14 protein-coding genes are annotated in these 25,916 nt (G+C 49.8%); 1 reads left to right on the top strand and 13 read right to left on the bottom strand.

Features of this window, described 5'->3' with window-relative positions:
• Positions 1–125: 125 nt before the first annotated feature.
• From ACB039_RS07535 to zorA1, 5 genes are all read right to left on the bottom strand, one after another.
• Positions 126–4,472, bottom strand: a complete 4,347-nt coding sequence (locus tag ACB039_RS07535) for an NACHT domain-containing NTPase (protein WP_371165417.1) — start codon at positions 4,470–4,472, stop codon at positions 126–128.
• A 574-nt stretch (positions 4,473–5,046) separates the two neighbouring features.
• Positions 5,047–8,283 (bottom strand): type I Zorya anti-phage system protein ZorD, encoded by a 3,237-nt coding sequence (gene zorD / locus ACB039_RS07530; protein ID WP_041999541.1) that lies wholly within the window; start codon positions 8,281–8,283, stop codon positions 5,047–5,049.
• Positions 8,283–10,043 carry a type I Zorya anti-phage system protein ZorC gene (zorC, locus tag ACB039_RS07525; RefSeq protein WP_041999544.1) on the bottom strand — a complete coding sequence of 587 codons (1,761 nt, stop codon included), beginning with the start codon at positions 10,041–10,043 and terminating at the stop codon, positions 8,283–8,285. The genes zorD and zorC overlap by 1 nt, the downstream gene beginning before the upstream one ends.
• Positions 10,043–10,786: a type I Zorya anti-phage system protein ZorB1 gene (gene zorB1 / locus ACB039_RS07520; protein ID WP_024946483.1), complete on the bottom strand. Its 744-nt coding sequence runs from the start codon at positions 10,784–10,786 to the stop codon at positions 10,043–10,045. Before zorB1 ends, zorC begins: the two co-directional genes overlap by 1 nt.
• An 11-nt stretch (positions 10,787–10,797) precedes the next feature.
• Positions 10,798–12,999 (bottom strand): type I Zorya anti-phage system protein ZorA1, encoded by a 2,202-nt coding sequence (gene zorA1 / locus ACB039_RS07515; protein ID WP_371165416.1) that lies wholly within the window; start codon positions 12,997–12,999, stop codon positions 10,798–10,800.
• 197 nt (positions 13,000–13,196) lie between these two features.
• Between zorA1 and ACB039_RS07510 the strand changes: the two genes are divergently transcribed.
• Complete coding sequence (locus tag ACB039_RS07510; RefSeq protein WP_333563458.1) at positions 13,197–13,694, top strand: antitoxin Xre/MbcA/ParS toxin-binding domain-containing protein; 498 nt, start codon at positions 13,197–13,199, stop codon at positions 13,692–13,694.
• A 250-nt stretch (positions 13,695–13,944) separates the two neighbouring features.
• On the opposite strand, the gene ACB039_RS07505 is transcribed toward ACB039_RS07510, so the two are convergent.
• The 8 genes from ACB039_RS07505 to ACB039_RS07470 form a co-directional block, all read right to left on the bottom strand.
• Positions 13,945–14,244: a hypothetical protein gene (locus tag ACB039_RS07505; RefSeq protein ID WP_024946124.1), complete on the bottom strand. Its 300-nt coding sequence runs from the start codon at positions 14,242–14,244 to the stop codon at positions 13,945–13,947.
• Between the two features lie 54 nt (positions 14,245–14,298).
• Positions 14,299–15,915: a TnsD family Tn7-like transposition protein gene (locus tag ACB039_RS07500; protein ID WP_324042550.1), complete on the bottom strand. Its 1,617-nt coding sequence runs from the start codon at positions 15,913–15,915 to the stop codon at positions 14,299–14,301.
• Positions 15,916–15,919: 4 nt separating this feature from the next.
• Complete coding sequence (locus ACB039_RS07495; RefSeq protein WP_024946122.1) at positions 15,920–16,879, bottom strand: TniQ family protein; 960 nt, start codon at positions 16,877–16,879, stop codon at positions 15,920–15,922.
• A complete protein-coding gene (locus tag ACB039_RS07490; RefSeq protein WP_041999445.1) occupies positions 16,876–18,324 on the bottom strand; it encodes an ATP-binding protein in 1,449 nt (482 codons plus the stop codon). The genes ACB039_RS07495 and ACB039_RS07490 overlap by 4 nt, the downstream gene beginning before the upstream one ends.
• Complete coding sequence (locus ACB039_RS07485) at positions 18,321–20,489, bottom strand: transposase (protein ID WP_371165415.1); 2,169 nt, start codon at positions 20,487–20,489, stop codon at positions 18,321–18,323. Before ACB039_RS07485 ends, ACB039_RS07490 begins: the two co-directional genes overlap by 4 nt.
• A 10-nt stretch (positions 20,490–20,499) precedes the next feature.
• The gene (locus ACB039_RS07480; protein WP_041999436.1) at positions 20,500–21,372 is read right to left on the bottom strand and encodes a TnsA endonuclease N-terminal domain-containing protein; all 873 of its coding nucleotides are present in this window, start codon (positions 21,370–21,372) and stop codon (positions 20,500–20,502) included.
• 440 nt (positions 21,373–21,812) lie between these two features.
• Complete coding sequence (locus ACB039_RS07475; protein WP_041999433.1) at positions 21,813–22,604, bottom strand: M48 family metallopeptidase; 792 nt, start codon at positions 22,602–22,604, stop codon at positions 21,813–21,815.
• A 4-nt stretch (positions 22,605–22,608) separates the two neighbouring features.
• Positions 22,609–25,914 carry a type I restriction endonuclease subunit R gene (locus ACB039_RS07470; protein ID WP_371165414.1) on the bottom strand — a complete coding sequence of 1,102 codons (3,306 nt, stop codon included), beginning with the start codon at positions 25,912–25,914 and terminating at the stop codon, positions 22,609–22,611.
• Between the last annotated feature and the right edge of the window lie 2 nt (positions 25,915–25,916).

The raw sequence follows: 25,916 nt of genomic DNA, 5'->3' as shown, positions 1-25,916 counted from the left end.
TCTCGCTAATTGATCAAAAGCTAACACCGTGGGAGATTGTGCTGAAAAGACCCTACCAAAGGTACTGGTTGGAAGCTATTTCTCACTGCAGCCTGAGATAAATCCTGTTCGAAAGACTGGCAACTTTACGCAGGATTAACCCTTTTCTTCATCACCCCAGACCGAGACTGCTTTTCTGTCAGCAGCCTCGGTCTAAGATCCAGCACATGTATGGTCAATGAAACTGCACCTCCCATTTCCCGCTCTACACGTCTGGCTTCATCATCCAACAGCTCCTTGAGCTCTTCTAAGCCGATTCTTTCCCCACTATCAGGATGCTGCCAATACCGGTTCTTGGATATAGTTATAACTAAGGCACCTGAGCAGCGGGTCTCCAGAGAAAGGTATTTAATTGCCAACTGCTCCCCAATAGTTTCTCGTAAGACGTTGGCTGACCACCTGTTACCATCCTCAATTTTTAACTCGATTACAGCTTCATATTTGGATTCAAGTGAGCAAAGACGAATATCGGTCTCTTTTTCATCTGCAGTTACTGCTTCTTGAACAACCTTATAAAGCCCATTGGCAGAATGCTGTAATTCTTGTGCGATTGCACGCCGCATTAACTTTTCTTGATGTATTTCAGCCCACAGTTCACGTGGCGACTCATCGCTATTTAATAATTCATCAAGATCAGCCAAGCGATCACGCAGCAAGGTGAACATAGCCGCATTAGTAGTCAGTGGAAGTTCACCTTTATGTTCGAGTTCACGACATTGCTGTTCATCCAAGAGTACCGAATCAATTTCTTTGGCCCATGCTTCCTGAGCTAATGCCAGAATCCGATCTTTAAAATGAGAAAATAGGGGGTCAATGGCCATATCATGTTTAACTTGCCATCCTTCTTCTCCTTGTGACTCCAACAATGCAGTCAGAATTGCATTGCGTGCATATTCGGCATTATCACGCATATCGGGTGTATAACAGCCTTCATGTTCAGCATCATCCTGACGTCTTATATGCTGGTACGCCAGACGGGCAAGCCTGAGCAATAAATCAGGTGTGAAATCATTATTTCTTATATTAATGCCATCATGGCGTTCATTAAACAATTTTGTAAACCATTCCACGGCCTTGCTTAATGGCTCAGGTTCAATCTCTCGTAATTTTTCTTCAAGTACATCAACACCCAGCCCAGGGTTTAAACGAATCAAGGTTGATAGCCAGAGTAGCATAGCTGGTTCCAGCAGTTTTTTGCTTATATATTCCTGAGCCATAGAACATAGCTGAGCTTTCTGATCAATATCGCCATACTTTAAAATCAACTCAATCACTCTGGAGTAGCGAGATATCAATGATGATAATTGAGATTCATCAGCGACTATGGGCTTAATTTCACTCAACCATGCAATCATACGAGGGATAAAAAGTATGGTCACTGGATCAGGGGCATTATGGAGGCGTTGCAACAACATGGAATGATGAATTTCATTGGCAGAGGTAGAGAGTACCCAATCAAGCTCTTTACCAAAAACCTCACTGATAGCAGATGGATGTTGCTTAACCAAGTCATAAATCCAACTTGGTAATTCATTCAGCTCAAGTAATGAATAGCGAGCGGCACGCATTGCCTCTTCATAGGTCAGCTGGCTTGCCCAATTGGGCCCCTCAGCTTCAGCATAGAGCCCAGCCAAACCGAATCGCCATAAGTCGAAATATGTACTTCGTTGATCTTCTGGTCTCTCACAAATGAGAGTTGGGAGATGCTCTCGCCAGCACTCCATAAAAATCGTACGCAGCCAGTCTGTAACTGTTTCTCCAAAATGAGATTCGAGAAAAGAGCGATTCCAACCGGATAAATTACTATCATCCGAGCCACTTATCATCACTCTGAATAAATCCCAAGCCAAATTTTTACAACGTTCATCCGAAAAATTATTGTCAGGACATTCTAATATTTCACGATGTAGCATCACCCAACTAGCACGGTTCTTTGCTGCTTTTCGCTCTCTTCTTTTATCTCGAATGGCTTCTTCACGCCGGGCTCTTTCATGCTTTATATCAAAGGTAGAGGGCTTCATTATCTCATCGAGATATAAAATCAAATCCGGACAATCTATCACCAAGGGGCGTAAGTCTATTGGCGAGATACGCAATAGATAAAGAGCAACATGCATAAGCATCTGACGCTCAAAAAATGGCTTATCTTTATCTTGAAGGTCACTGACTACCCAAGCCCGATCCAGCTGTACCGTGAAGTTAATAAGCGAATCATAAGGGATAATTTCAACCACCCGTTTCCATATATCATCGGTCGGACATAGGGATTGCACCAAAGCATCAATTGCCCAAAAAACCTGCTTTCTATTTTTGCTATCAAGTTCATTTATTCGCTGTGACAATTCCTTATGAATTTTTTCATCATCGTATTCATGTTGACGCAGACGCAATGCAAGTACGCAAGCATGAATCCATTGTTCGGAACACTGGTGATCGAGTCCGCGAATGCAAACAGCAGCTAATGTACTGCTCAGATACTGGCGAGGAGACACCATATGTGGCCATTGCTCTTGCCGCCATTGCAACCCATCCGAGATGAGGGTTACTAATTTTTCCCGCAGCTCCTCCAGTTGTGACATGACAAGTGGTGCATTTTTGATTAGCGATGGCAGTCGCCAACTTAGGTTGCTAACTGACCGCTTTTTCCATTGCAGCCAGCCTAATGACTGACAGAGCTGCGCTACAGAAAGATAGCTTGGAAACAGTGCAAGAATTGCTTCACGCACTATTTCGTCAGGCCAGTCAGGATGTTGAGAAACCATAAGTGCAGCTATTTCACCCAATCTTGGGTCGTTCAGCGCTTGCAGTGCATGAATTGCATAAATACGCTCCACCTCAACAAGCATTGAATCCGTGGCAACTGAATATACAAGATCAGAAGAGCCAAAAATCACTCCTCGCTCAATGAGTTCCAGCAAAACACATCGCACCTCATGATTCTCGATACCTTGCTGCCACTGCAGATTAATCTCATCAGTCAACTCAGGAGTCGCAAAGCGTTTAATTTGGATAGATGGAGTGTGTAAACCACGCCTCCCTCCTCTTCCATAACGCTGAACATATGCACCAAGAGCTTGTTTACGCTGAGCAAAAGTCAATGATGCAGGGTCGCCTTCATCCAGCAGCAGCGTCGGCTCATAGTCACGAATTGCTTGATAAATATCGTCATTAAATGATGCCAGCCAACCTGCAAGCGCACGCTTGGAAGGAAGTACAATGGTATTACCCTTCGTTTCAATAAAGAGCAGCCGCTTGAGCGCCCGAAGCGACATCCCATTATTCCTCATCTCATGCAATCTTTTTGCGGCAAGAAATTCTGACACTGAACGATGGTGAAAACGCACCCGGCCATAAGATGCGAACCCAAACAAAGGGCGCTCCAACAACGTTTTCCGTTCATCTTGTGTCCAATCTGACAAGATTATCGTCGGGTCAAGGGCAGCCTCACCCTGCTGAACATTATCAGCTTTAGCACTGTGTCTGATCGTCAGGCGACGGGTCAGCCACATGGCCAGAGCCAGCCTGCTCGCCCCCTCGATTGCCTTATCTATTGAGAGTTCGGTAAGCTCACCTCTATCTTCCCTATCCCGAGGTTTGAGTTTGATACGAATACTGGCTTCAACTTGCTGGCGATGGGTTCGAAGCTGAAATCCCGCACGCCAATCAGCGCATAGCTCAATGAGATCTTGAGGACGTCTGGCAAACTCAAAGGCGTTTTGCCTCTCAATGTCACTGAGTAATTCGGCTGTATTTTTGACACCCTGTAATTCGGCAAACTCAGCGATCTGAGGATTAGACAGCGGCATCAGAGCAACGGTGCGCCACTCAGGAATGGACTCTTCATTCGATTGGCCAGAGGAGATGGGCATATGCTCGCCCAACGCCATGCTGGCAAATTCTCTTTCCTTTTCTTCAGTCGACTGGAGCTTAATCTGTGGTGGTACCGGCAGTTTGCTGCGAACGAGTTGCCCATCAAAAGGGATCGGGCGGGTCGTCACCACCACTCGTACCCTGTTCAAGTTACTTTGAATACCTTTAACGAAACGATCCAACGCTTGTTTGAATGATCCCTTGGTCAACTGGAGTTCGTCATAAGAGTCCAGAAAAAATGTGGCTATCTCAGACTCAGAAGCCAGCCATAGATCAAAACGCGTCTCCTCCTCATAACCAAGCAGATCCCGCAAATGTGTGGATGCCAGACTGGCCAACTCAACAAAGAATGCGGCTTCACCATTTGCAGCCAAACGACGGGCTTGCTCGCGACATTCATGTGTCTTGCCTGACCCCGCCTCGGAAATAAGCAGGATACGCTTTGAGCGTAATAACGTTTCCCAAGTGAGACCATCTAACCAACCTAGCTGAGTCAGAAAATGCTGTTTATCAGCATCAAATATTTGTTTTTCATCAATATCTTTGAAAGTGCGTTTGATCATGACTGCTCGCTGAGTGCTGCTAGATGGATGACAGTAATAACCAGAGAAGAGAGCTTCAAACTGCCGCTGGCGGTACCAAGCGTATCTTACGAAAGATGGGGGCAATAAATCTCGATTAACCGGTAGCTAAATCAATAACCTGTTGATTTAAAGCAACAACTTAAGCAATGAGTTCTTTGTATTGAGAAAAAGGCCACCCGTTTGGGTGGCCCTGTTGTTTATTGCGCGATTCTGCAGCACTGATCATAACCATTTAAGTTGGAAACTAGCAGATCAAACGATTCAGTAACTTAGCGACACCACATGTGACATTTAAGTTGGAAACTCAATAGCAATCCTCCACCAGCTCAACGAACAAGCAGGACATTGAAGTTGGAAACCAAGCTCTGTTTGCCATGATAGTGACCATGTAACTAAATTACAAAACAGCTAATTACCTCTTATGAGCAGTGGCAGGCAGACGCATGTCATTTGTCCGCAGTTAGCAGAGAGGCTACATGCTGGTGTTGAAAGGTGTGGCTGTAGGTATATGACACCACGGGAAGTCAGCCTAGCAGCTCCCCTTGTAATGACATCATTTGTTAAGCACACCATCAAACTCCGACAGTTGTAAGTCATTTTTCCCCTGCAACATATCGCTCGCTAACGATCTACGCTGGTCCAGTAAATCATCGAGCGTTGCCTCGAAGGTCTGAATGTCAGCATCGCGTATAGTTGGATAATAGACAAATACATCCTTGGTCTGGCCGATACGGTATGCTCGATCGGTCGCCTGATCTTCTTTGGCCGGATTCCAGCACCGGGTGAAATGGATCACATGGTTTGCTCCCTGCACATTGACACCAAACCCCACCGCCACGGTGGAAAGAATAATCACATTAAAGCCGGACACTGCCTGGAAACGATCAATCAGACGTTGGCGACTATTCAGGCTATCGCTACTTGTACTGGTGTCCCCATTAATGATTGTTGGGGATATATCGAAACGGACCTTAACCGCGTGCTGTACTTCACGCTGAACATCCCGTAGTTCGGTGAAGATGATAACTTTATCCCCGCTGCAACGGATGTTATCCAGTTGTTCTAGCAGCCACCTCATCTTAGGGGAATGTTCACGTAACCAAAGGTCAGGCTCCACACAATAGGGGTGAGCACAGACCAGCTTGAGTTTATGCAACACAGGAAGGATGAAACTCTCTTTACTCCCTGCGGCCTCCTGCACCAATTGTCGCTGTCGATATTCACCAATCTGCTGGTTATAGAGGGAACGCTGCCGACTAACCATGGTCAGATTGCGGCAAGTGCGATCTTCTATCTTGGAAGGCAAATCCTTAGCCACATCCTGCTTGGTCCGCCGCAAGGTCTGGGGCTCAATCAAGGAACGTAATCGAGCCAGAGCTTCTAGATCCTTGCACTCCCCCTCTTCAATTGGTTTTTGGTATTCACGACCAAACTGGTTTAAGGCCCCAAGCAAACCTGGCTGGACAAAATCAAACAGGCTCCAGAGATCGATCAAGGTGTTTTCTACTGGAGTACCAGTACAAGCAATGCGAAACCTGGACTTCATGGCTTTAATAGCCCTAGTCACCATAGCTGCTGGATTTTTGATTTTTTGGGCTTCATCACAGATCACCATGGCCCATGACTGACGACCCAAGGAGATCTCTTGGGAACGCAGCGTCTCGTATGTGGTTAACACGATACGAGCCTCCTGTAACCAACCGGGACGCAACAGATTTGTTACACCCTGCTGACGCAATGATTCTGGGATTTCATAGCTGCGAAACTTTGCCTCTGATAGAGCATCACCGTAGAGCCGCATGACTGCAATGTCATCGGCATAGAAGAATTTTCGCAATTCTGCTTCCCAGTTATCCAATAACGAAACCGGGGCTACGATAAGTACAGGATCACCACTTGGTTGACGTTCCAGATAATCAACCACAAAGGTAAGCAATTGGATCGTTTTTCCTAAACCCATGTCATCAGCTAAGAGGCAACCCGATACATGTTCTGGTGACAGCTCGAACAGATGCTGTAACCATGCCACACCGTGTAATTGGTGCTCACGCAGCGAGATTTCTGGCTTAAGCCTCTCCGGTAATGACGGGGAGGAAAGACGCGCCTGTTGAATCGCATCTTGTCGCCACTTGGCATAACCCACCTCGTCGATATTTTCTTCCACCAGCAAACCAATGCTGTTTTTCCTCATGGATTCTTGAACTGTTGGCTCTTCGCTCCGGATCTGCTTTCGCCATTCCTTTTGTATCTGCTCAGCCAAGCGCAATGGCACGGGTTGCTCAGATCCTGGCAAACAAAGATGCCCTGCTCCCTCTGCAAACGCCTCGTCAATACGCTTTGATAACTCATCCAGCGCCGCTGCATCGTCAAAATTGATCTGTGCGACAACATCACCCACTGACTCCTCAATTCCATTCGATTCGCTCGAAAGCCAATCCTGACCGGTTGTTCGGGTCAGGAAAGGAGATGATACTGGCACTACCTCGCCGAGACCGATAATGCGATCACCATAGCGAGAGAGTTCAAACAAAGAATCGAACAACTCTCCGGACACCTCTCGTTGCCAGCGATCTAGCAACTTTTCGATGTCCAACAATTGCTGCTCGTCAAAGTCGCCTAACTCCAGCTCAAAACCCTGCCAGAAACCTGCGCTCATACCAGCAGCCAGCTTAAAGCGCAGCTCCTGTACAAAAGGCGCAAATATTCCAGGTGAATTGAAACTCAGTGTTTCATCAGGGAGTGGCTCTCGGCTTATAGGGGAGAGATGCAGCAATACGGTGGCGATCTTCCCACTTTCGGCCTCGCATTTAGGTTCCAGACGAAAATGATGAAAATAGATCCCCGCATCGACAAGCGATTGCTCGTGCTGCTCTGGATCGAGTACCACGCTGGTCACTTCTCCCAGCAGGGCATAGGGATTGCGCAACAGGGACAACGCCGAATCCCCAGCCACCCTTCTCCCCGGTATCGCCTTGATGGCTTCGAGTACTTGCTTGATCTCAGGCTCTATCAACACATGAGCGATGGTGCCATCTGGTTGCGTGATACGGTATCTGTCCTGTACCCGTTGGGTAGCATCAAATGAGGAAAGGAACCCAACTGGTTGTTCAGGAAAATCAACGCCAACCTCAATGACAGGACAAGAGTCGATCTCTGCCTTACGTGGTCGCAAAGCCAGTCGCTGAGGTTTAACTACCACTGTCTTGGCAAGAAAACCATCCATGTCGGCATTAGCCGCTTTGGCAACACTGCGAATAACGGCCCACCCTTCATAGTTGGTCGCCTCACCCGGCTCATCCCTCTGACAACGAGCAAGGTCACGCAGAGACTCACAGAGCTGCCAGCTGGCTTCGTTCAGTAGACGTTGTCCCTTCTTCGTTGTTACCAACGCCCCCTGACGTTTTAACTCGACATGTTCTCCCGTTACTTCATCACTCCAGTGAGTAATCGCAACGGTGAACTGAGGATCGACCAAGCTGCCTCTGCATTCCAATTTGGGGCGTAGATCAGTACAGTGAGGCAGCGACAACAACGCCAGACTACTTTCATGATCGGCGTCGGCCATTAATCGATACATATCACGCCATGTCAGGAGCCAGCGGTCGCTAAGCACCGCAACGTACTCCTCCTCGGCAAGCTGCTCCAGATAGGCAACCAAGGCCCATCGCTCAGGCTCGCTCTGTATACGTTCGGCAAACACGATCCCTCTCTCATCCGCCTGCCAACATGGGCTGAGATCAACCGGATCATGCTTATTTTTCCCAAATTTGCTAAACCAACGTCCAAGCATCATTTTTTCCAAAACATAAACGGGCTGCCAGTTTTGACCACAAAACCATTGCGCCTCAGAAGCAAAATGTCATCTGTATTGCGCTGCTTGATCTCTATATGGAAAGCACCGCCCTTTTCACGATGATCCGTATAATGTCGCAGGTTTTCGCCTAACTGTTCGAGCAACAGAGCAAAATCAACTTTCCCCTTACCGCCTGAATGAATCACAACGGTCCGATCAGCAGGTGTGTTCACAACTTGGCTCTTTGATTCAGAATTGTTGCCAAGGGGAGCTTGAAATGATGGAACGCTTGGTTTGACAATTTTTGGTTTAACTACACGATTCCATAATTGATTGGCTCCCTGTGGGTTTGGAACAATACCAAGCAACCGTAACTCATCATCATATTTTTGCTGCCACCCCTCCATCGCATCGGGCTTTAATGGTTTGGGAACATGTATCCAACGCCCCTTCGCGAGGTTTTTTTGTTTCAAATCATGAGTTAAGTGCAATGTACTGGCATCAGGATTAAATCCGCAGGAGTTAGCTCGATATACATAACAGGCGTTTCCTGTGTGCGAAAACTCGACAAAGATGTAATCGCCAATCTGCATGATTACTGCGTTATCAGCTGGCGAGCCCCCAGATAAATCTCCTAGGCGGCCCTTATTTTGATCACGAAAACGGACAAACTCTCCATCTCGGTTTAATTGAGCATCACGTCCCATCACGATACGGGTATAACTCATCTGATCGGCAAAACGGAGCCAATAGAAGAGACGCGCCTGATCAACCTCGCCTTCACCTTTCAGCAAACTAAAAAAGTGCTGTAAATCCTGCTTGGCAAGCCATGCCCCCACCATGTCACATACCGGTTTATCCACATGGTGACGCCAGCGATTTTGATCGGATTTCAACTGGGGGTTCCCCCAGATCTCCAGACCAGCTTGTATCAAGTTGGCTTGTGGCTGCACATGACAGCTACAACCATGATATCGAGTGAGACAAGCAGCCATGATCTCGTCGGAATAACGCCGATTATTGATAGCCATCAGCGCTAACAACTCTGATAACCGGTCTAAAAACGTAGCTTCATCAAGTTCGGCAATTTTTTTCTGCACGACCGCGATAACTTGATGCCAAAGCCAACTTTCTGCTGGGATTTGGGCAAGAGTCTGTAGCTGAGTAAGATCTGTTACTGTCCCCTCAAATACCTGCTGTCCTAACCGTAAACCTGCTTCACTCTGAAAAAGTTCTTGATGCTCATCAACTACCCGCATCCAAGCTTTAAGCTTCTCCGGATTCCGTAGTACACGATAACCATCCCGGATATAAGTGCGCAGTTGTTGCCAGTTTTGGCTCTTCTCAGGCTCTATTGCCTCATAGCCAAAATAGCTGAAGCAGAGAGCAGTCCAATCCCGGCGAACCAACTCACGGCTATCGATGTGAGCAGATACATGCCTACTCACTCGTGGAAAGACCTTTTCATCATCTAGCAACTGCTTGCCTGCTTCAACGCAGTCAACAAGCCCTGCATATACCAACCGCCACTGCCGCCGGGTGAGCGGTTCATTACGTAGGAAGGCCGCCAGAGCGGCATGACGCTTCTCCTTCGGTGGTTCTGGAGCTGCCTCCGCTTGGTCAAACCTAGCCTCAACCTCAGATCTAGCTCGCTTCAAAGCCGAAAAGGAATGCAGAGTCCTCTCCTGATAGCGACCATTGACCCGCTCCACACTGGACTCCAAGATCGCCGTAAGACGGGAAATTGCATCCACCATCAGCGCATCTCCAACTGACAACGTTCAGCCGTCATCAGACCAGAAAACTGAGGTGCGCTCTCCGCCGCCTGCTGCTTGTCTTCCTTGAGCCCATAAAACTGCATGCGCAGCTCCACTCGACGACTTGCCTCTTTGCTGTCCTTGGCATTGTTAAAAGAAACACCGCCAGCCAAAAACAGGCTACGGATCTGCTGCTGGTGTTCGGCAGAAAGGGATTGCTGCAACTGGCTCCGTCCGTCAAGCAGTGCACACATTACCCACTCGGAACGCTGTAGCGACAAGTGGAGGTTATAGAGGTAAGAACCATCCGTATCGGTAAAACCTTCAACCACCACCTGTTTCATCCAACGTTGCCCCTCTGGGCTATCGGTAACATCCAGGATCAACGGCACCACGTCCTGCAATGCCTGCTGACCCTGTGGGTCTAGAAAATATTGGTTGTGACCAAAGCGACCGGCCTCCCCAAAGCTAATCCGGTTGTCACGACAGTCAACTTTAATGATGTTGCTCTTCTTTCGCGCCAGTATCTCCAAGCTTTGACAGATACGGGCAATATCCTGCCCTCTTTGCTTTTCTCCAGCCTCAACTTCGCGAATACGCTGGGTCACAGACGCAAGTGAAGCAACCATGACAACCAAGAACAACACCATCATGGCAGTCATCAGATCGGCATAAGATATCCAAAACGGCTTTTCCGCCTCATCGTTGCGACGCGAGGCCGGAGCGCCTTTCATCCCGAACATAAGTTAGCCCCTTAGCGCCGCACCTTGATAGACTCAAACAACTCGGAAAGATCCTCAATTCCTTCCTTCATATCAACGATACCACCAGCAAGCCCCTTCACCGCTTTGTCTAGCTCACTATCGAGACTTCCCATGGTCTTGACCAGATTACGATTCAACCCATCGGCAAACTCATTGAACCCTTTCGCTAGGGCATTGCCAATCTGGTCCAAATATTCTGTGGCCTCACGATTAAGGTCACGCATCCGCTCACCGTGTTGCCTGAGATCGTTAATTAGTTGTGCTCGCTGGCTTTGTTCGCTCTGCGCTCCGGCGACTACGGACTCGATGGTGGCCAAAACTTTGGCCGCAGACTCTCGATGATTGCGGTATTCACCAATAATGGTTGTGAGCTCACGGGAAGCTACCGCCAGCTCTCCACCGACTTGCTGCACCGACCCCAATACTTTGGCAGTGGTCTCACCCGCTTGCACCACACTGCTGCCCGCGGTGTCGAATCGATCCGCAGCAAGGCGCATCTTGTCTGCCCCTTGTGCCATTTGCTGCAAGTGCTCTCTAGTTTGCAAGCCAAGAAGGTCAATGACTTCCTGTGCCTCTTTGCGCTGCTGCTCGACCAATTGCAGCGTCTCTCTAAGCTGCTTATCCAACCCACCAATAACCGTTTCAGTTGTATTCCTGATATCCGCCTGTGCCAAGCGATGCTGTGCATCCATTCCTTCTTGGTTAGCGTTAAAGGTCTGGAACATCTGATTAAGTTGTGAGCCCAGCTGAGTCAAGTTTGTGGACATGTTGGTCATGACCTCTTCTTGCCCTTGGCCAATACTCCGCTGGCTCTGTTCAATAAAGCTATTCAGGTGTTCGGCTATCTGTTGCTGACGGGCCTCACTCTCGGCAAACAATCTCTCCAATTGGTGAGCTATGCGTTCACTGGCATCCTCGCCCGAGCTTCCCATTCGCTCTACCGCCGCCTGCATTTTTGACAACATCTCGTTCATGCCATTCTGCATACTGGCTTGACCAGCCTGCATGTCTGTAAGCAGTTGCGCGATGACTGTGGCACTTTGCTGAGAAGAGGACTCGCCAGCTCGCCGCATATCGTCCACCAATGCCACAAAGCCTTGCTGCATGGACTGCATTGCAGTTACTGACTGACCGAGCATTTCATGCAAACCGCTGAACTGTTGACCGAAAGATGCATCTAGTTTGCTCATGAAGGCACTCAGTACATCCGTCAATAGATGCTGAACTTGGCCTGACTGATCGCCACTTGCCTGCTTCACTGAACCAGCAATTTTTTCCAAGGGATCTTTAAGACTATCTTCGATGGAGCGACCGATCTGGGTAGCCAAAGATGTGCCAACCTCTTGATAAGAGGTTGAGAGGGTATTGGCCAGTTTGAGATTTTCCTGAACCTGGGTATCAACCAGATTTTGCATCATGGTGCGTAGATCACTGACCAAGCTGTCTTTCAGTTGTCGTGCATTAACTGCACTTTCATTGCTGGCCTTAACCAAGTCAGCTAAATATTCCTCACCCACACCACCCTTGAAGAGTTCATCAATGGACTCGGTCAACTTTTCCAGTAACTGGAGGCAACGTCCCCAACGCCATTTTTCCAATCCAGTCACTACGATGGATGCAAAGATTGCGATCGAAGACCCAACAAAAGCAAAAAGCACGTCATTGAGCAAGCGAGAGACACTTTCGGTAACCTTGGCAGGATCCGACACATCAAAATGCATCAAACCCGACATCAAACCCAGGAAGGTGCCTACGATACCTAACCCTGTCAGTACACCTGGCAGGTGTTTGAAAACCTCGGTGCGGAGAGGCGTCTCTACAATACTAGGCACTGAGAAGAAAGTGGCAGATAGGGAGGTTGCTCGCACAGCAACTAATCGACTCTCTCCCTCAACCAATTCACTCTGTCTGTGCAGAGTGTCAGCGTATTCTTTCCATGCATGATTCATGGCCTGATATTTGGGCTCAGCAAACATGGCTGTAGCCTGTTCTAACTTTTCAGAAGCAGGTAGTTCATGCTGTATTTCTAATCCCTTGCTAGCCTGCTTTAACTTGTTCGCCACCAAAAATGATGGCCCAAGATAAAACACACAAAAAAATGCGGAAAACAAAACTACCAGACAGAACACGATGGTAGGGACAGAGCTGGGCTCAAGGTGCTTAAGCCAGTCGAACAACAAGGTGAAATTCATGCATCACTCCCGATTTTGAAGTGATGCAGTATACCAATTCCAATGAACACTTTTTTAATCGAAATCATGCAATTGGGCCCAATCGACACAAACAACTTAAGAGACTGATTTAAAAGGATTTAATATATTTATCGTTCTTGTGGTCACCCGCTCACGAATACCCCAAACTAGATGATGACCCAATGAACTCCTGAGTGATGATTCGCATTGGGCTGCCATCAACAACCCCCAGACGGAGGCGCAGACTCATGATGACTCATGTAGAGCAATCTCCCCCAACCAGCAATCTATCTGTTCTGGAGTCGCTCGGTCTACCACGTAACTGGCTAGCCGCCCATCAGCACATAGTGTCTGGTGTATCTCCTGAGATCGTCGTCAAACTGAGCAAGCTATTGGGGTCTAATACCCGAACAATTTGCCAGATGATTGGCATTAGCCGAGACACACTGAATCGCCAAATCAAACGGGGCAATCGCTTATCGACAGCTCAGGGAGATCGCGTTTACTGGGCAGCCTTAGCAGTGGACGCAGCCATATCCCTACACCGGGGAGATACTGCTAAAACGATGAGATGGCTCACCCGCTCTGCGTGGGGATTAGGTGGTGAAAAACCGGCCGATGTGATTACTACGCCTATGGGAGCGCAGGCAGTTATCGATCTTGTCGGCCGGATTAGGCATGGCATCCCCTGTTGATTAACAGTTCATACGTGACCATAAAGCACCAACAATAGGCTCATTTGGTGAGCCGATCACCCCGACCAATCGGCTCATTTGATGAGCCGATCACCTCGACCAATCGGCTCACTTGATGAGCCGATCACCTCGACCAACCGACTCACTTGATGAGCCGATGACCTCGACCAATCGACTCATTTGATGAGCCGATCACCTCGACCAATCGGCTCACTTGATGAGCCGATCAACACAACCACTCAAATCGTGGTTAGATAAGCTCTCGATTGCCTTCAATTTTCCCAAATTGATCAGGGTCTGCGGGTTGATAATCATCCGAAAACATATTCATCAACCGATGCTCCTGTCTCAGGTTGGCCAGCGCCCCAAAAAAGCAGCCTTCACATAGGTGTACCTGATATCGTTCACCATCGTGCTGCGAACCATACCCCCAGCGCGCAGCCAGCGTGCCGAACTCCTGCGTACCAATGGTGGTTGTCGTGCTGCTGCCACAGACATCGCAGAGAATATCGACGACTTGGGTGGTGGGGAAGATGGCTTCGACTTTCATGGCAATACTCCTCGTGTTGACCCCTGACAGCCGTGCCGATATCACCGGTGGCCATCAGGGTTTGGGATGCTGGGCTGCGTAAGCAGCGACAAGTCGCACAGCCAGCGCATAGCTGAGCGGTAATCTAGCTTTGTATTTCCTGAGCCAATCCGGTCTGCCAAGCGCTCTCTCCAGCGCGGACAGTGACCTTGCCTCCCCGTCCAACTGTTCGAGTTGGGCCACCAGTGCCCGGTCACGTTGTGCCCAATCCACGGAGGGGTGGTAGACAGACTGTTTGGGAGCGGGCAACTGCTGATACAGCCAGGAGCGATCATGCCGATAGAGCCAGCTGAATGCCGTTCGGCACGCCTGTTCGATGCCACCGCGACTGGCATCGACATGCTGTGCCAGGTATGTCGTCAATGTATCTCGGTGCTCACGCAGCTTACGCACGCTGCCCAGATGCCGCCGCCAATCAGACAACCCCTGATGGCTCTGAATGATGGCTTCGACCGCACCGACTGAGACGCCATGGCAATGGGCGATCTGCTGTCGGCTTACCCCCATGAACGCCTGCCGCCATATTCCCCGCGCCACCGCCGCAGTGATGCGCTGGGCTCGGTGTTCGACGGGGTGGTTGTGTCGCAACGCGAGTTGCTTGATATAACCGACACTGTAACCGGTCTGGCGGGCGACCTGACGCATGGAGAGCGGCTCTGCCAACCACCTTAGCACTGCTCGCTCGACGGCTTGCGCGTCACGCGCTGGCGGCACAGGCAACACCTGCTGCACCTCGATGGAGAAGAACTCCGCTGGGCTGCGACTGACAAACGCCATCAGCATCACATGTTTCAGGTAGTGGTGACTGCGGTCACCGTGCACCAGCCCCGAGACGTATCGATAGTTGGCCAGCCCCGGCGGCACTATTGGCGTTATATCGGCAAACAACCCCTGCCAGAACTCCGTCATGGCCTGCAACAGGGGCTGGCTACGCAGATGGCCTCGGGCCGTCAGATAGCCCTGTTGCCCGAGCCATCGCTGGTACAGCTCCGCTAGCGACTCCGTTGGCGACTGGACGCACAGATACCGATGCAGAGCGGTGATATATGTAGAAAGGTTTATTTCCTGTTCATATGGACGCGATGGTTCACAGGGTATCTCGGGATCCGGTAGAAGCAGTTGCCGATCAATGCCTCCTGCACTGGCCGCCAGAGTTTGCAATCGCAGCGCATGCTTGGTACAGGCCGTGACCCCGTACAGTTGATGCGCCGTATGCCAATATCCACATCCTACGTCCTGTTCATCCTCTCGCAAGCAGGCGGGACACCATTTAAGGCAGACACCGCCAAAAGCCAGCTTGCTGGCCGCTTGTCCTGACAGGGCCATCAGCCCCTGCCCTTCACCCAACATCGCAGATGCCAGGGTGTCGACTTGCAGCTTGTCTCTCAACGTAAGGGCATAAAGCGGGAAACCCGTGCCATGGTGCAGCAGGTATTGTGGATCCACTCCCGCTGCCTGGGCCGTTGCCTCAATATGACCAGGTAATGACGGATGCAGACGAATGGCCGGATGATGGAACAAACGGTCACAGACGCGGTTGCGGTCACTGTAGGCCGACTGCACGAAATACTGCGAGACCCAACTGTAGGCCGACTCACCAGGGATGTACGCCGGGATTACCGAGCCCAACACAAGGTCAGCCCTCAGACCTCAGGAGCCCCATCAGATCGACGCCTGCATGCTGCAACATGAGAAGGTGGACCAAGGGGTGCAACGGATCTCGGGCTGACTGCTCATGGTAGCCCCGTGCATTACGCAGCTGAGGAGGTAATTGCCATCCCTGACCGTCCCCCTCTGAATTGGTGAAATACGCAGTGAGCGCCAGGGGATCACACTGCGCGTCCATCTGCTGAAACCACGCATTGATCGCTTTGATGCTCTTGACCGTGCGCATCGCCTCGCCCGAGATCCCCATAGCCTCTCTCACATAACCTGTGAGCGTTGACAGAGTGAGGCTGCAACCCGACTGGGCCAATGCCAGCGATGCCAACTCGATTTCACGCATCCGCTCGGTAAAATGACCATCGTATCCCCCCATCCAGTGGCCGCAGTGCGGGCAGAGGTTGTCATAGGGAGGAATGGGCAGCGCCGACAACACCATGGCTACAAAACCACAGCCAACACAGCGTCCGGATAGGCCACGTTGATGCCGATGGCAATGAAACACCCCTGGCAATTGATGGTCGCGGTGGTAATAGGGCATGCCCTGAGTATCCTGATCCTCGGCAATACAGTCTGTACACCAACGCCAGTATCGATGCTGTACATTGTTCTGACCGGTCACCCTCAACCGGAGCGGCGTGTGGCCCGTCAACGCAGACATCAACATACCCTGCTCAGGCAGGCTTAAAAACGGGGTAAGATAATGGCCGTAGCCATGTGTCTGCCAGGGCTGCGCTATCCCCTTCGCCCGAAAAATGGCATCGAGGGCCATGTCATCGGCATGAGATAATCGTTGGGGGCGAATAGGTGGACTACCCAGACCCAGCGCTTTTACCGTAGCGGTGAACGTCCCATGGATGCTCAGCACATGCATTCGACCAGCCACGGCTCCCAGATGTTCGCCCGGCAGCAACTCTAAACGATGGAGGATCATTTCGGCTGCGCCTTATCTAGGTTGTAGCCGAGTTGTCCTAACAATACTGACGGCGATAACTGATCCAGTTTTTTACGTTTCTGTACCTCAATCTGCGATGATACGGGTTTGTCGCTCAGCTCGACTTCCCCTTGAATCAGGTTCATGGCGGGCGGCGGAGCTATCTGTGTCATGACATCAGAATGACTCGCCACCGACTCCAGCATCAGCATCGGCTCAAAATCCTCAAATTTGTGGTAATCACCTTTTCTCAGTGCAGTTAACGCCGGGGTCAACACTCTAAATTCACGATTAAAAACTAAGTCCAGCGCGGCTATCGAAAGATCTTGATCCTGAGGTGCCAGGAACGTGAGATAGGCGAGCGTGGCCCTAACCAGGCTACTGGCAATTGCCGGAATGCCCGCACTCAGATAATGAATATGCCTACACAATATATCTACCGATGTTGATTGATTTTTTAGTAATTGAGTCTGGCATAGCAGGCGGATAAAGCGGTTCCAAAATGAGCTATTAGAATCGCAACTCGCCAATAACATAGATCCATTTTTGGTCACTCGCCGACCGATAGTTGTTTCACGCTCAAATAATGCTAGCGTTGCAAATGTTCCTACCAGCATGATCGGCACACCGACTCGGTTGAACAATTCCTCGACGAATTTTATCGACGTTTTTTCATTGATACTTAAAACTTCATTACGGGAGGATTTGGCTAAATTTTGGGCCTCATCAACGACCACCAACCCAACACTATGACCGATAAGGAGTTTGCGCACTATGGTAATTAACTCATTGACAGACCTATTACGGTGTTCATAAGTGTATGCCTGTCCGGTCACCTCATCCAGCGCCTCCAGCATATTTAACAGCAGCGCTTTTTGACCACGACGCTCGTGAATTTCTACATACAGGTACGTTACCTGAGATTGATCAAGCGTATGTTCCTGCCCTTTGTGGTCGGTATAATTGAGATGTTCAATAACTTGATCAAATAGTTTCAGGATGCGTCTTACCATGAATGATTTTCCACGACCACTCAGCCCAACCAACAAATAACTCTGCAACACAGAATAGAGATCCAACCCTGATAAATATGCAACCTGATTGGGATTGGTCTTATCTCTATCGATAGCCGTCAGTATTCGCCGTATATCAGTTCGCAGAGGATTGCGTTTATCATATCCCGCTTCAATCATGCGTCGCATGACATCATATAATCGAAATGCCTCGTCTTGAACGGCATAAACATCGTTCAACTGATCGATCTGAGTGCGGATATAATAGCCATGAAGCGATGCATCAACACCAGTCAAATCAACATTGTTAATAAAAGGAAACTCGCTGACTGCATAAAACTGTTGCATTGTTAACGGCTGACCCAGCGCCTCAATGAATGGGTTGTCTCGATACTGTCGATTAGGATGCATATAATAATTTGGCTGGCTCATTGTTCGTCTTCCTGAAAGGATATTACTGTCGGATCATTCAAATTTTGTTTGGATTGCTGTGGTGCGGGCCGATGGGCTTGCTCCCGGTTGTCGGCCCCAGACAGATCGGCATAAATGGCTTGCATTTCATTATATCGCTGCTGTACAGCCTCAACATGCTTGAGGGTTTTCATCCCTGGCTGAATGCCTTTAGCGTTGGATTTTTTAAGGTGGCGACTTTCTGCTCTAATAGCATCATCACATTGCTTTAAATCCATTTCCAATAATGCACGGGCATCAAATCTACTTTCATCCAGAATAGCCAGTTGTTCTTTGACAATCTCTTGGCGACGCATGACATTTGCCCAAATTTGGTTTTTATAGGCTTCGCTACGATCAGTCAAATCCAGTTGGAGGAGCTCTCCACTTTCGTCATCCCCATACCAGATATGATTGGTACTGATATCGGTGTATCGAACCTTTATTTTGAAACGACCAATATTTTTGGCTCGGTCCAGATAGCCCCTACGCACGATTTCATTACAATTATAATATAGGCCTTTGAAGTACACTCCCTGAGACCTAACTGTTGCCTCTGCTTCCGGCAACAATGCATATCGCAGGCGATCTGTTGACACTCTTGGTTTCAGAATCGCCTGCTCCAGCCCCCAATCCCAAACACTGCGAGATGTAAAAAGCACACCATCTCGCGACATCTCAAAATTATGAGATAGGACTCGCTCCCTATTATTATTGGTAAATATGATACATTTTATCAGTCGAACCATAAACTGTTCATAGGTATACAAAGAATTACGGGACGCATGTTGGTCTTCTTTTTTTGGAGATTTTACAACCTTGCCAGAGTCAAAGGGGATCGCTAGAGACTGAATAATATCAAAACTCTTCTCAACCGTGCCTTTCATATCACCACGATGATATGCATTAAAATTTCCTACAGTGATACCAATTTGACCACGAAGGAGGGAGGTTATATTGCTATCAGTATTCTCTGAACCTCGGTCTAACGTTAATTCACGACAAACTTCTTGGCAGGGCCAATCAGACTCATCTATTTCATAGCCATACTGTCTACAAAATTCGACCTTATTACTCATAGCATTAAACAATGCCTGACTGGCACCGTGCCAACAAGGACTATCAAAACCAACATGAAGCCCCACAATCATTCCACTGAAACTATCGACAACACTATAGATTACAGGTCGTCCTATACTGACTAGTTCATCTTTGCTGTAGGAATATCGAATATATATATCTGCAATAGTACTATCAATTTCGTAGCGCGATGCCGGCCCTCGTAGCCCCGCTCTGGCGAGCCCAGGTTTGCCGGCGAAATCTCGAGAATAATTTATACTGCCCACCCGCTTTTTCAAAAACGTCAACTGATCAACATATTTAGTAAGCTGGCGCTTGAATGATTTGGGAGAAATAAGATAATTTCTGGATAGTAACATTTTGAATGGTTCAGCAATATCCTCGTCCGGGGCTCCCATGGGGCGCAACTCTGCCGAGGCATACTCCATACAAAAATCCAAATACAACCTAGAAAGCTGGACTTCTGTCCCTGAGCGGATTTTCTTGGAGAATAATACTATATTCTTAATGTCTTGTTGGGTAATACCACGGTAAGATTTACCATAAAGCGTTTCGCGCCCTCGTTTTGATGCAAGACAAACTTTCCCCTTTTCAAGCTCCAAGTATGTAGTGGGCAACTGGTGATTTTTGCCACATGCGAAATAATTAGGTAATAGCGCATTGGGCATTCCACCACATCGGAAGTAGCGATTCAACTGACCAGTGACATACTTTTTACTTTTTCCTGAACGATCAATGAGTAGTTTCAAAATCCCGCTTGAGTCACCATATAGATAACGATGCCTCAGTTCGTGAGCGCTTATTAGGGGTTCAAGCGCAGCAAGTCCTTCATCACGTTTTTTTATCCAGTTTGGATTTAAGTTATTATCTGCTTCATAGATGATTTTTGGAAAATCATGATCTGCTATATGTCTACGCCCTTGAGAAATATCATTTTCAACTTCGTCAAGCGACAAGGTAAATGGCCGTTTCGGTGAAACGAGTAGCAATTCAGTTACAGCTAGCCGCATTGTATCCCAGCAAATATCAATGATCAGCAACTCGGAACTATTTTTGGTATCAGACACGATCTTTTGGTTAACCCGCATTAGACCTCCGTATTACTGGCAGAGGACGGTATAACTCGATTCGTTGTGTCAAATCGATATTCAAACGACCGGTATAAACCGCGTGCTGGAACAAACACTGCACCTGAAATTTATCAATATTAAGTTCATAGGCTACCTGATGAATTAACATCAGCAGCGTGGATAAAGGGGTTGCTATCATGTGGTGCCTAAACCGAACAATAACATTGGCATAAAATTCTGCCGAAACCTGAATCAGTTCAGCCTCATCAAAACATTCTCGTAGAAACTCTAAATTGTAAATAATGGTGGCGTCAAAACTCTTCTCTGTTATCAACACATGATCAATATTTTGAGTACGCCAATACTCAAGGGAAATTCGCTCTTTTGCCAATGTACGATTAACAACACGGGGGGATGTTATTTCTGGATCCAGCGCATCAGAATATTTGAAGCTATATGGACTCAATATATGCTTCCCTGCCTCCGTTTGCCGAATAATGACAAAATCCTGAGTCATAGTTTTGGCTGGGATGCGGCCACCATGATTACCTCGTTCTTTATAATTACCTGGATGGACAACGTTCAGAGAGGCAGCAATTTCTAGAGTTTGATGCAGTGGTAACGGATACTGTTCGAGAATGTCGATAACAGTTGGATCGCGTTCGAAATAGAAAAATGGTGCCCTCTCGCCACGACTCAGCAGATGATGCTCACGTCTCGTTTTGTGACTATACACAATCTGCCCCTGACCATAGGTATGGGACTGCCGCACCGTGACCCAGGGGCGATACCCCGAAGCTTTGATGTCTCGGTTATACCGTGCTGTTTTTGCGATCTCCGCATCGGTGACGATGGGCTGCTGAACCGTTTTTTGCTGCATGACTACTCCTACCTGACCTGCATACAACCTAGTAACTGGGCAGGGGGTCGTCAACCGCAATAGTGCACGTAAGGCGTTGTTTTTACTTATTTATTTTTATAAATAATAACTATCGACGCTATCATGGCAAAAATGCCACACTCAACAAAATTTCATTTTTTATATTAAAAAACATATAGTTATAAAAATCACATAAGCATACATAATCACGAATATTTATTTTTATAAATAATAAGTAAATGTTTTTTATTCCTTTTTTGACATAAGAGGGTGGCGGATATAGAACATTATTCTGAAGCGATTGATGATTCCGCTCAGAAAAAATGTCCGTTTTTGGCTACAAAAGGCTCCATGCGAAGAGCAATCAATGCATCCACACCAAAAAATTCAGCTCGGCAAGGGTGGCCTGCCGGGCTGTGGGTGACTGACGAGCTGATAACTCACGTCAACAAGCGGTTAGCCATGCCATCCAGCTTCGCTTTGGTCTTTTCCCAACCGGGCATCACCTGACCCATCAGCCGGTAAAAGTGCTCGCTGTGGTTGTGCTCGGCAATATGGCAGAGCTCGTGCAGGATCACGTAATCGATACACTCGCGGGACGCTTTGACCAAATGCGGGTTGAGCGTGATCCGGCCATTGGGGGAACAACTGCCCCACTGGGTCTGCATGGTCAGGATGCGCAGTGGCGGACGCTCGGTGACCCAGATGGCCTGCTCGAGCATGGCATTGAGTCGTCTGGCAAACACCTCCCTGGCACGAGCCTTGTACCAGTCAGCGAGCAGTGCCTGGACTTTCTCGGCTCTCTTTGCGCTATCAGTGACTAGGCTCCTGACCGACACCTCCAGTTTGCCACGCAGCATTTTGACCCCCTGCACCGAATCAGGGGCTTCGAACACCTTGAGCAGGTACTGTTTGCCTAGGTAATAGTGGCTCTCACCGCTGATGTACTGGCGCGGGGTGACGTGTTCCAACTGCTCACGAAAATCGCGTAACTGCTGGTAGATCCAGCGTCCGCGCTGCTTGACCGCTGCGATAACCGCATCATCAGCCGCCTCACGCGGGGCCGAGACCACGACGCGGCAATCGGGATGCACCTTGATAAGCACCTTGCCGCTAGCCTGTCTCCGTTGCACCCGCTCGAAGGCGATCCGCTCATCGCCGTAGCGAAAGCTAAAGGATGGAGCTGGAGCCTGGGGCTGAGCATCGCCCTTGACCCGAATAGGCACATTCATCTGATCAGACTCCGCTCAAGCCGACTCGGGTGATCTGCACCACCATCTCGACGATCTTCTTGGCCTGCTCCATACCACTGCCGATTGCTTTGCACTCCTGGAACATGCGTGGCAGCAACTGCTTGCGAATACCCGCCTCGATGTTCTGCGGGTTGATGGAGTGCTCGGCCACCGACGCATCCACGACCGTATCGATCTCGAAGGCCAGCTTTATCCACTTCTCCTGTACCTGGCTGTCGGTGATGGCGAACACCTCAGGCAGCACCTTCTTGAACACCCCAAAGTAGGCCTGAGCGTGGCGATGCCCAGCAAAAGCGTCAGGAATGTCACTCAGGCGGCGCTCATGCACCTGCTCTTCGAACTCACGAAACAGCATGTACTGCTTGAGCGGGTGCTCGAACAGCTTCTCGGCATCAAGGATGGCCTGGCGCAGCAGCTTGGAGAAGGCTTCCTGGGCGTAAGGGTCGTCGCGTAGCTCCTGCTCAATCATGCGGGTGACCCGAGTCTTGATGATGTCGGTCTCGTTACGGGTCTTGTTCTCGTTCCACTCTTCTGGCTGTTTTTGGCCCATCTTGCCGACTTCATAGAAGCCACCCGGCTCTTTGACCTCTACACCGACCACATGCTTATCCAACAGCTTCTTCACCTGCTCGGCATATTCGTCGTAGTCAATCTTCTCACCTGCATCCTGCTGCACCAGTTGGCGCAGGCTGGAGAGCTGTTTCACAGTCTCCTTGTAGTGGCGACGATCCGCCTCGCTAAAGGCGCTGTCCTCGAAGAAGGAAGCTGACTGCAACGCCACTTTCAGGCAACTGGCAAACGCCGTGAGCGCCTCGTAGAAGTCTTCGCGCACCTTGAGGTTCACATCCACCAGTTCGCCGTCCAGTTCCTCCATCTTGGGCACCAGCACTTGGCGCAATTGCTCGATATCCTGCTTGTTCTTTACCCCGGCGAAGATACCCCACAGGGCCTGATAGAGCTGTGGCAGCCGCTTGTACTCGGTGCCCATCTGGTTGTAGAGGCCTTTGAGGTCGTCAACGTCATAGCCGCCCTGGGTGCGGGAAGCGAGATCCTGATACTTACCGATGGTGGTATCCAGCTCGGATAAGATGCCGCGATAGTCGATAAGCAGGCCGAACTGCTTCTTTGGGTGCAGCCGGTTGACCCGTGCAATCGCCTGGATCAGGTTGTGCTCTTTGAGTGGCTTGTCGATATAGAGCACTGTGTTCTTTGGTTCATCGAAGCCGGTCAACAGCTTGTCCACCACGACCAGCAACTTGAGGGGATCATTCTCATCAGCAAAGCGTTCGATAAGCGCTTTGGAATACACCTGCTCATCCTGAGTGCCAACATTCTCCTTCCACCACTGGGTAACCAGCGGTGCGGTTGATTCATCGACCTCGGTGTTGCCTTCACGGCTATCGGGCGGACTCATCACTACCGCCGACTCGAACAGCCCCGCCTCGTCGAGGTATTTTTTATAGAGCACCGCCGAGGCCTTGCTATCGCAGGCCAGCTGGCCCTTAAGCCCCTCATCGATGTTGGTGGCAAAGTGGTTGGCGATGTCGAATGCGATTAGCTTGAGGCGATCCTCCGCGCTGTAGATCTCGCCCTTGCGGGCAAATTTGCGTTTCAGATCGGCCTGCTGCTGCTCGTTTAACCCCAGGGTGATACGCTCAAACCAGCTGTCGATAGCCCGCTCGTTGACCTCCAGATCGGGGATGCGCTCCTCATAGAGCAGCGGCGTCACCGTCTTGTCCTCAACCGCCCGCTGCATGGTGTAGGCATGGACGATGGGACCGAACTTGTTGGTGGTCTTGTCATCCTTGAGCAGCGGTGTGCCGGTAAAGGCGACAAAGGCGGCATTGGGCAGCACCTGCTTCATGCGGATATGGTTCTCGCCCCCCTGGCTGCGGTGGCCCTCATCGATCAACACGATGAGATCCGGGCTCTTGTTGATGCACTCAGGCAACTTGGTGGCTGAGTTGAACTTCTGAATAAGCGAGAAGATGATCCGCTCGCTGCCCTTACCGATCTGCTCGGCCAACCGCTTGCCCGAAGTGGCCATGGCCGCTTCTTTATCTTTCTTGCCCGCGAGTTCACCGCTGGAGGCAAAGGTCTTGCTGAGCTGGCTCTCCAGATCCACCCGGTCGGTCACCACCAACAGGCGACACTGTTTCAAACTGTCGTGCAGGATCAGCGCCTTGCTGAGGAACACCATGGTGAACGACTTGCCCGAACCAGTGGTGTGCCAGATCACCCCACCTTCTCTCCCGCCATCTGGGCGTTTCTGGTTTATACGCTCGATCAACCGCTTGATGCCAAACACCTGCTGGTAACGGGCGACTATCTTGCCCGCCTTCTTGTCAAACAGGGTGAACAGTCGGGTCATCTCCAGCAGCCGCTCCGGGGAGAGCAGGCTGATGAGCAGCCGATCCTGATCACTGACAGCCAGCTCGCCCGCCGCAACCAGGGACTGATACCAGTCCAGATCGGCGGCGGGTCGGTGGCCAAACAGGGCCGTAATCTGCTCAGGTGAAAGCGGCTGATTCTTGATGGCCGTCATCTCGCCATCACTGATGTCCTCCTCACGCCAGGCGGCCCAGAACTTCTCTGGCGTACCGCAGGTGCCATATCGCCCTTCGATGCCATTGATGGAGAGCAGTAACTGGCTGTAGGCAAACAGCAGCGGGATCTCGTCGGGGCGCTGGTTACGCAGGCTTTGGGAGATCCCCTCCTTAATGGTTGGTCCTTTTTTGGCGTTGCCATCCGGGCGCTTGGCCTCAATCACCACCAAGGGCAAGCCATTGACGAAGCAGACGATATCCGGGCGACGCGACTCGATGCCGCCTGCGCGGGTAACCCGAAACTCTTCGGTGAAGGTGAAGCGGTTATTGTGCGGGTTGTGCCAGTCAATAAGGGGGATGGTTGGGCTCACCTTCTTGCCATCAACAAACTCGGTGACCGACATGCCATAGAGCAGGTGGTTATAGAGCCGCTCGTTGGCCGCCTGCAACCCTTCATTCAGGGCCGGGCTGCACAGCTCACTCACCAGATTATCCACTGACTTGGGCGACAGCGGATAGGTTTTGCCCGCAAACACAAAGGTGCGCTCGGCCAGCACGCTGCGCAGTTGTTGGCGCAGCACCACCTGATCGAACTTGTTATCCCGTGCCGCCAGCGCCTGTTCAGGGGAGAGGAAAGACCAGCCCAGCTGGGTCAGCAGGGTCAGAGCCGGGATCTTAGCACTGTACTCTTCCTGAAATTTCGGTGTTGACTGGGTCATCGCTGATACAGAAGTGTTAGCCACGA

This window comes from Aeromonas sp. S2(2024) (assembly GCF_041402505.1).
GTDB lineage: Bacteria > Pseudomonadota > Gammaproteobacteria > Enterobacterales > Aeromonadaceae > Aeromonas > Aeromonas media.
The sequence above is the reverse complement of the archived record's forward strand: the minus strand, read 5'-3'. Positions and strand labels throughout refer to the sequence as shown.

Bases quoted from the DNA above. Each gene is read 5' to 3' on its own strand.
- ACB039_RS07510 (WP_333563458.1), top strand. From the start codon at position 13,197: ATGATTCGCATTGGGCTGCCATCAACAACCCCCAGACGGAGGCGCAGA.
- zorB1 (WP_024946483.1), bottom strand. From the start codon at position 10,786: ATGTTCGGGATGAAAGGCGCTCCGGCCTCGCGTCGCAACGATGAGGCG.
- ACB039_RS07475 (WP_041999433.1), bottom strand. From the start codon at position 22,604: ATGAATGTGCCTATTCGGGTCAAGGGCGATGCTCAGCCCCAGGCTCCA.
- ACB039_RS07490 (WP_041999445.1), bottom strand. From the start codon at position 18,324: ATGAGCCAGCCAAATTATTATATGCATCCTAATCGACAGTATCGAGAC.
- ACB039_RS07505 (WP_024946124.1), bottom strand. From the start codon at position 14,244: ATGAAAGTCGAAGCCATCTTCCCCACCACCCAAGTCGTCGATATTCTC.
- zorA1 (WP_371165416.1), bottom strand. From the start codon at position 12,999: ATGAATTTCACCTTGTTGTTCGACTGGCTTAAGCACCTTGAGCCCAGC.
- ACB039_RS07495 (WP_024946122.1), bottom strand. From the start codon at position 16,879: ATGATCCTCCATCGTTTAGAGTTGCTGCCGGGCGAACATCTGGGAGCC.
- zorD (WP_041999541.1), bottom strand. From the start codon at position 8,283: ATGCTTGGACGTTGGTTTAGCAAATTTGGGAAAAATAAGCATGATCCG.
- ACB039_RS07535 (WP_371165417.1), bottom strand. From the start codon at position 4,472: ATGATCAAACGCACTTTCAAAGATATTGATGAAAAACAAATATTTGAT.
- ACB039_RS07480 (WP_041999436.1), bottom strand. From the start codon at position 21,372: ATGCAGCAAAAAACGGTTCAGCAGCCCATCGTCACCGATGCGGAGATC.
- zorC (WP_041999544.1), bottom strand. From the start codon at position 10,043: ATGGTGGATGCAATTTCCCGTCTTACGGCGATCTTGGAGTCCAGTGTG.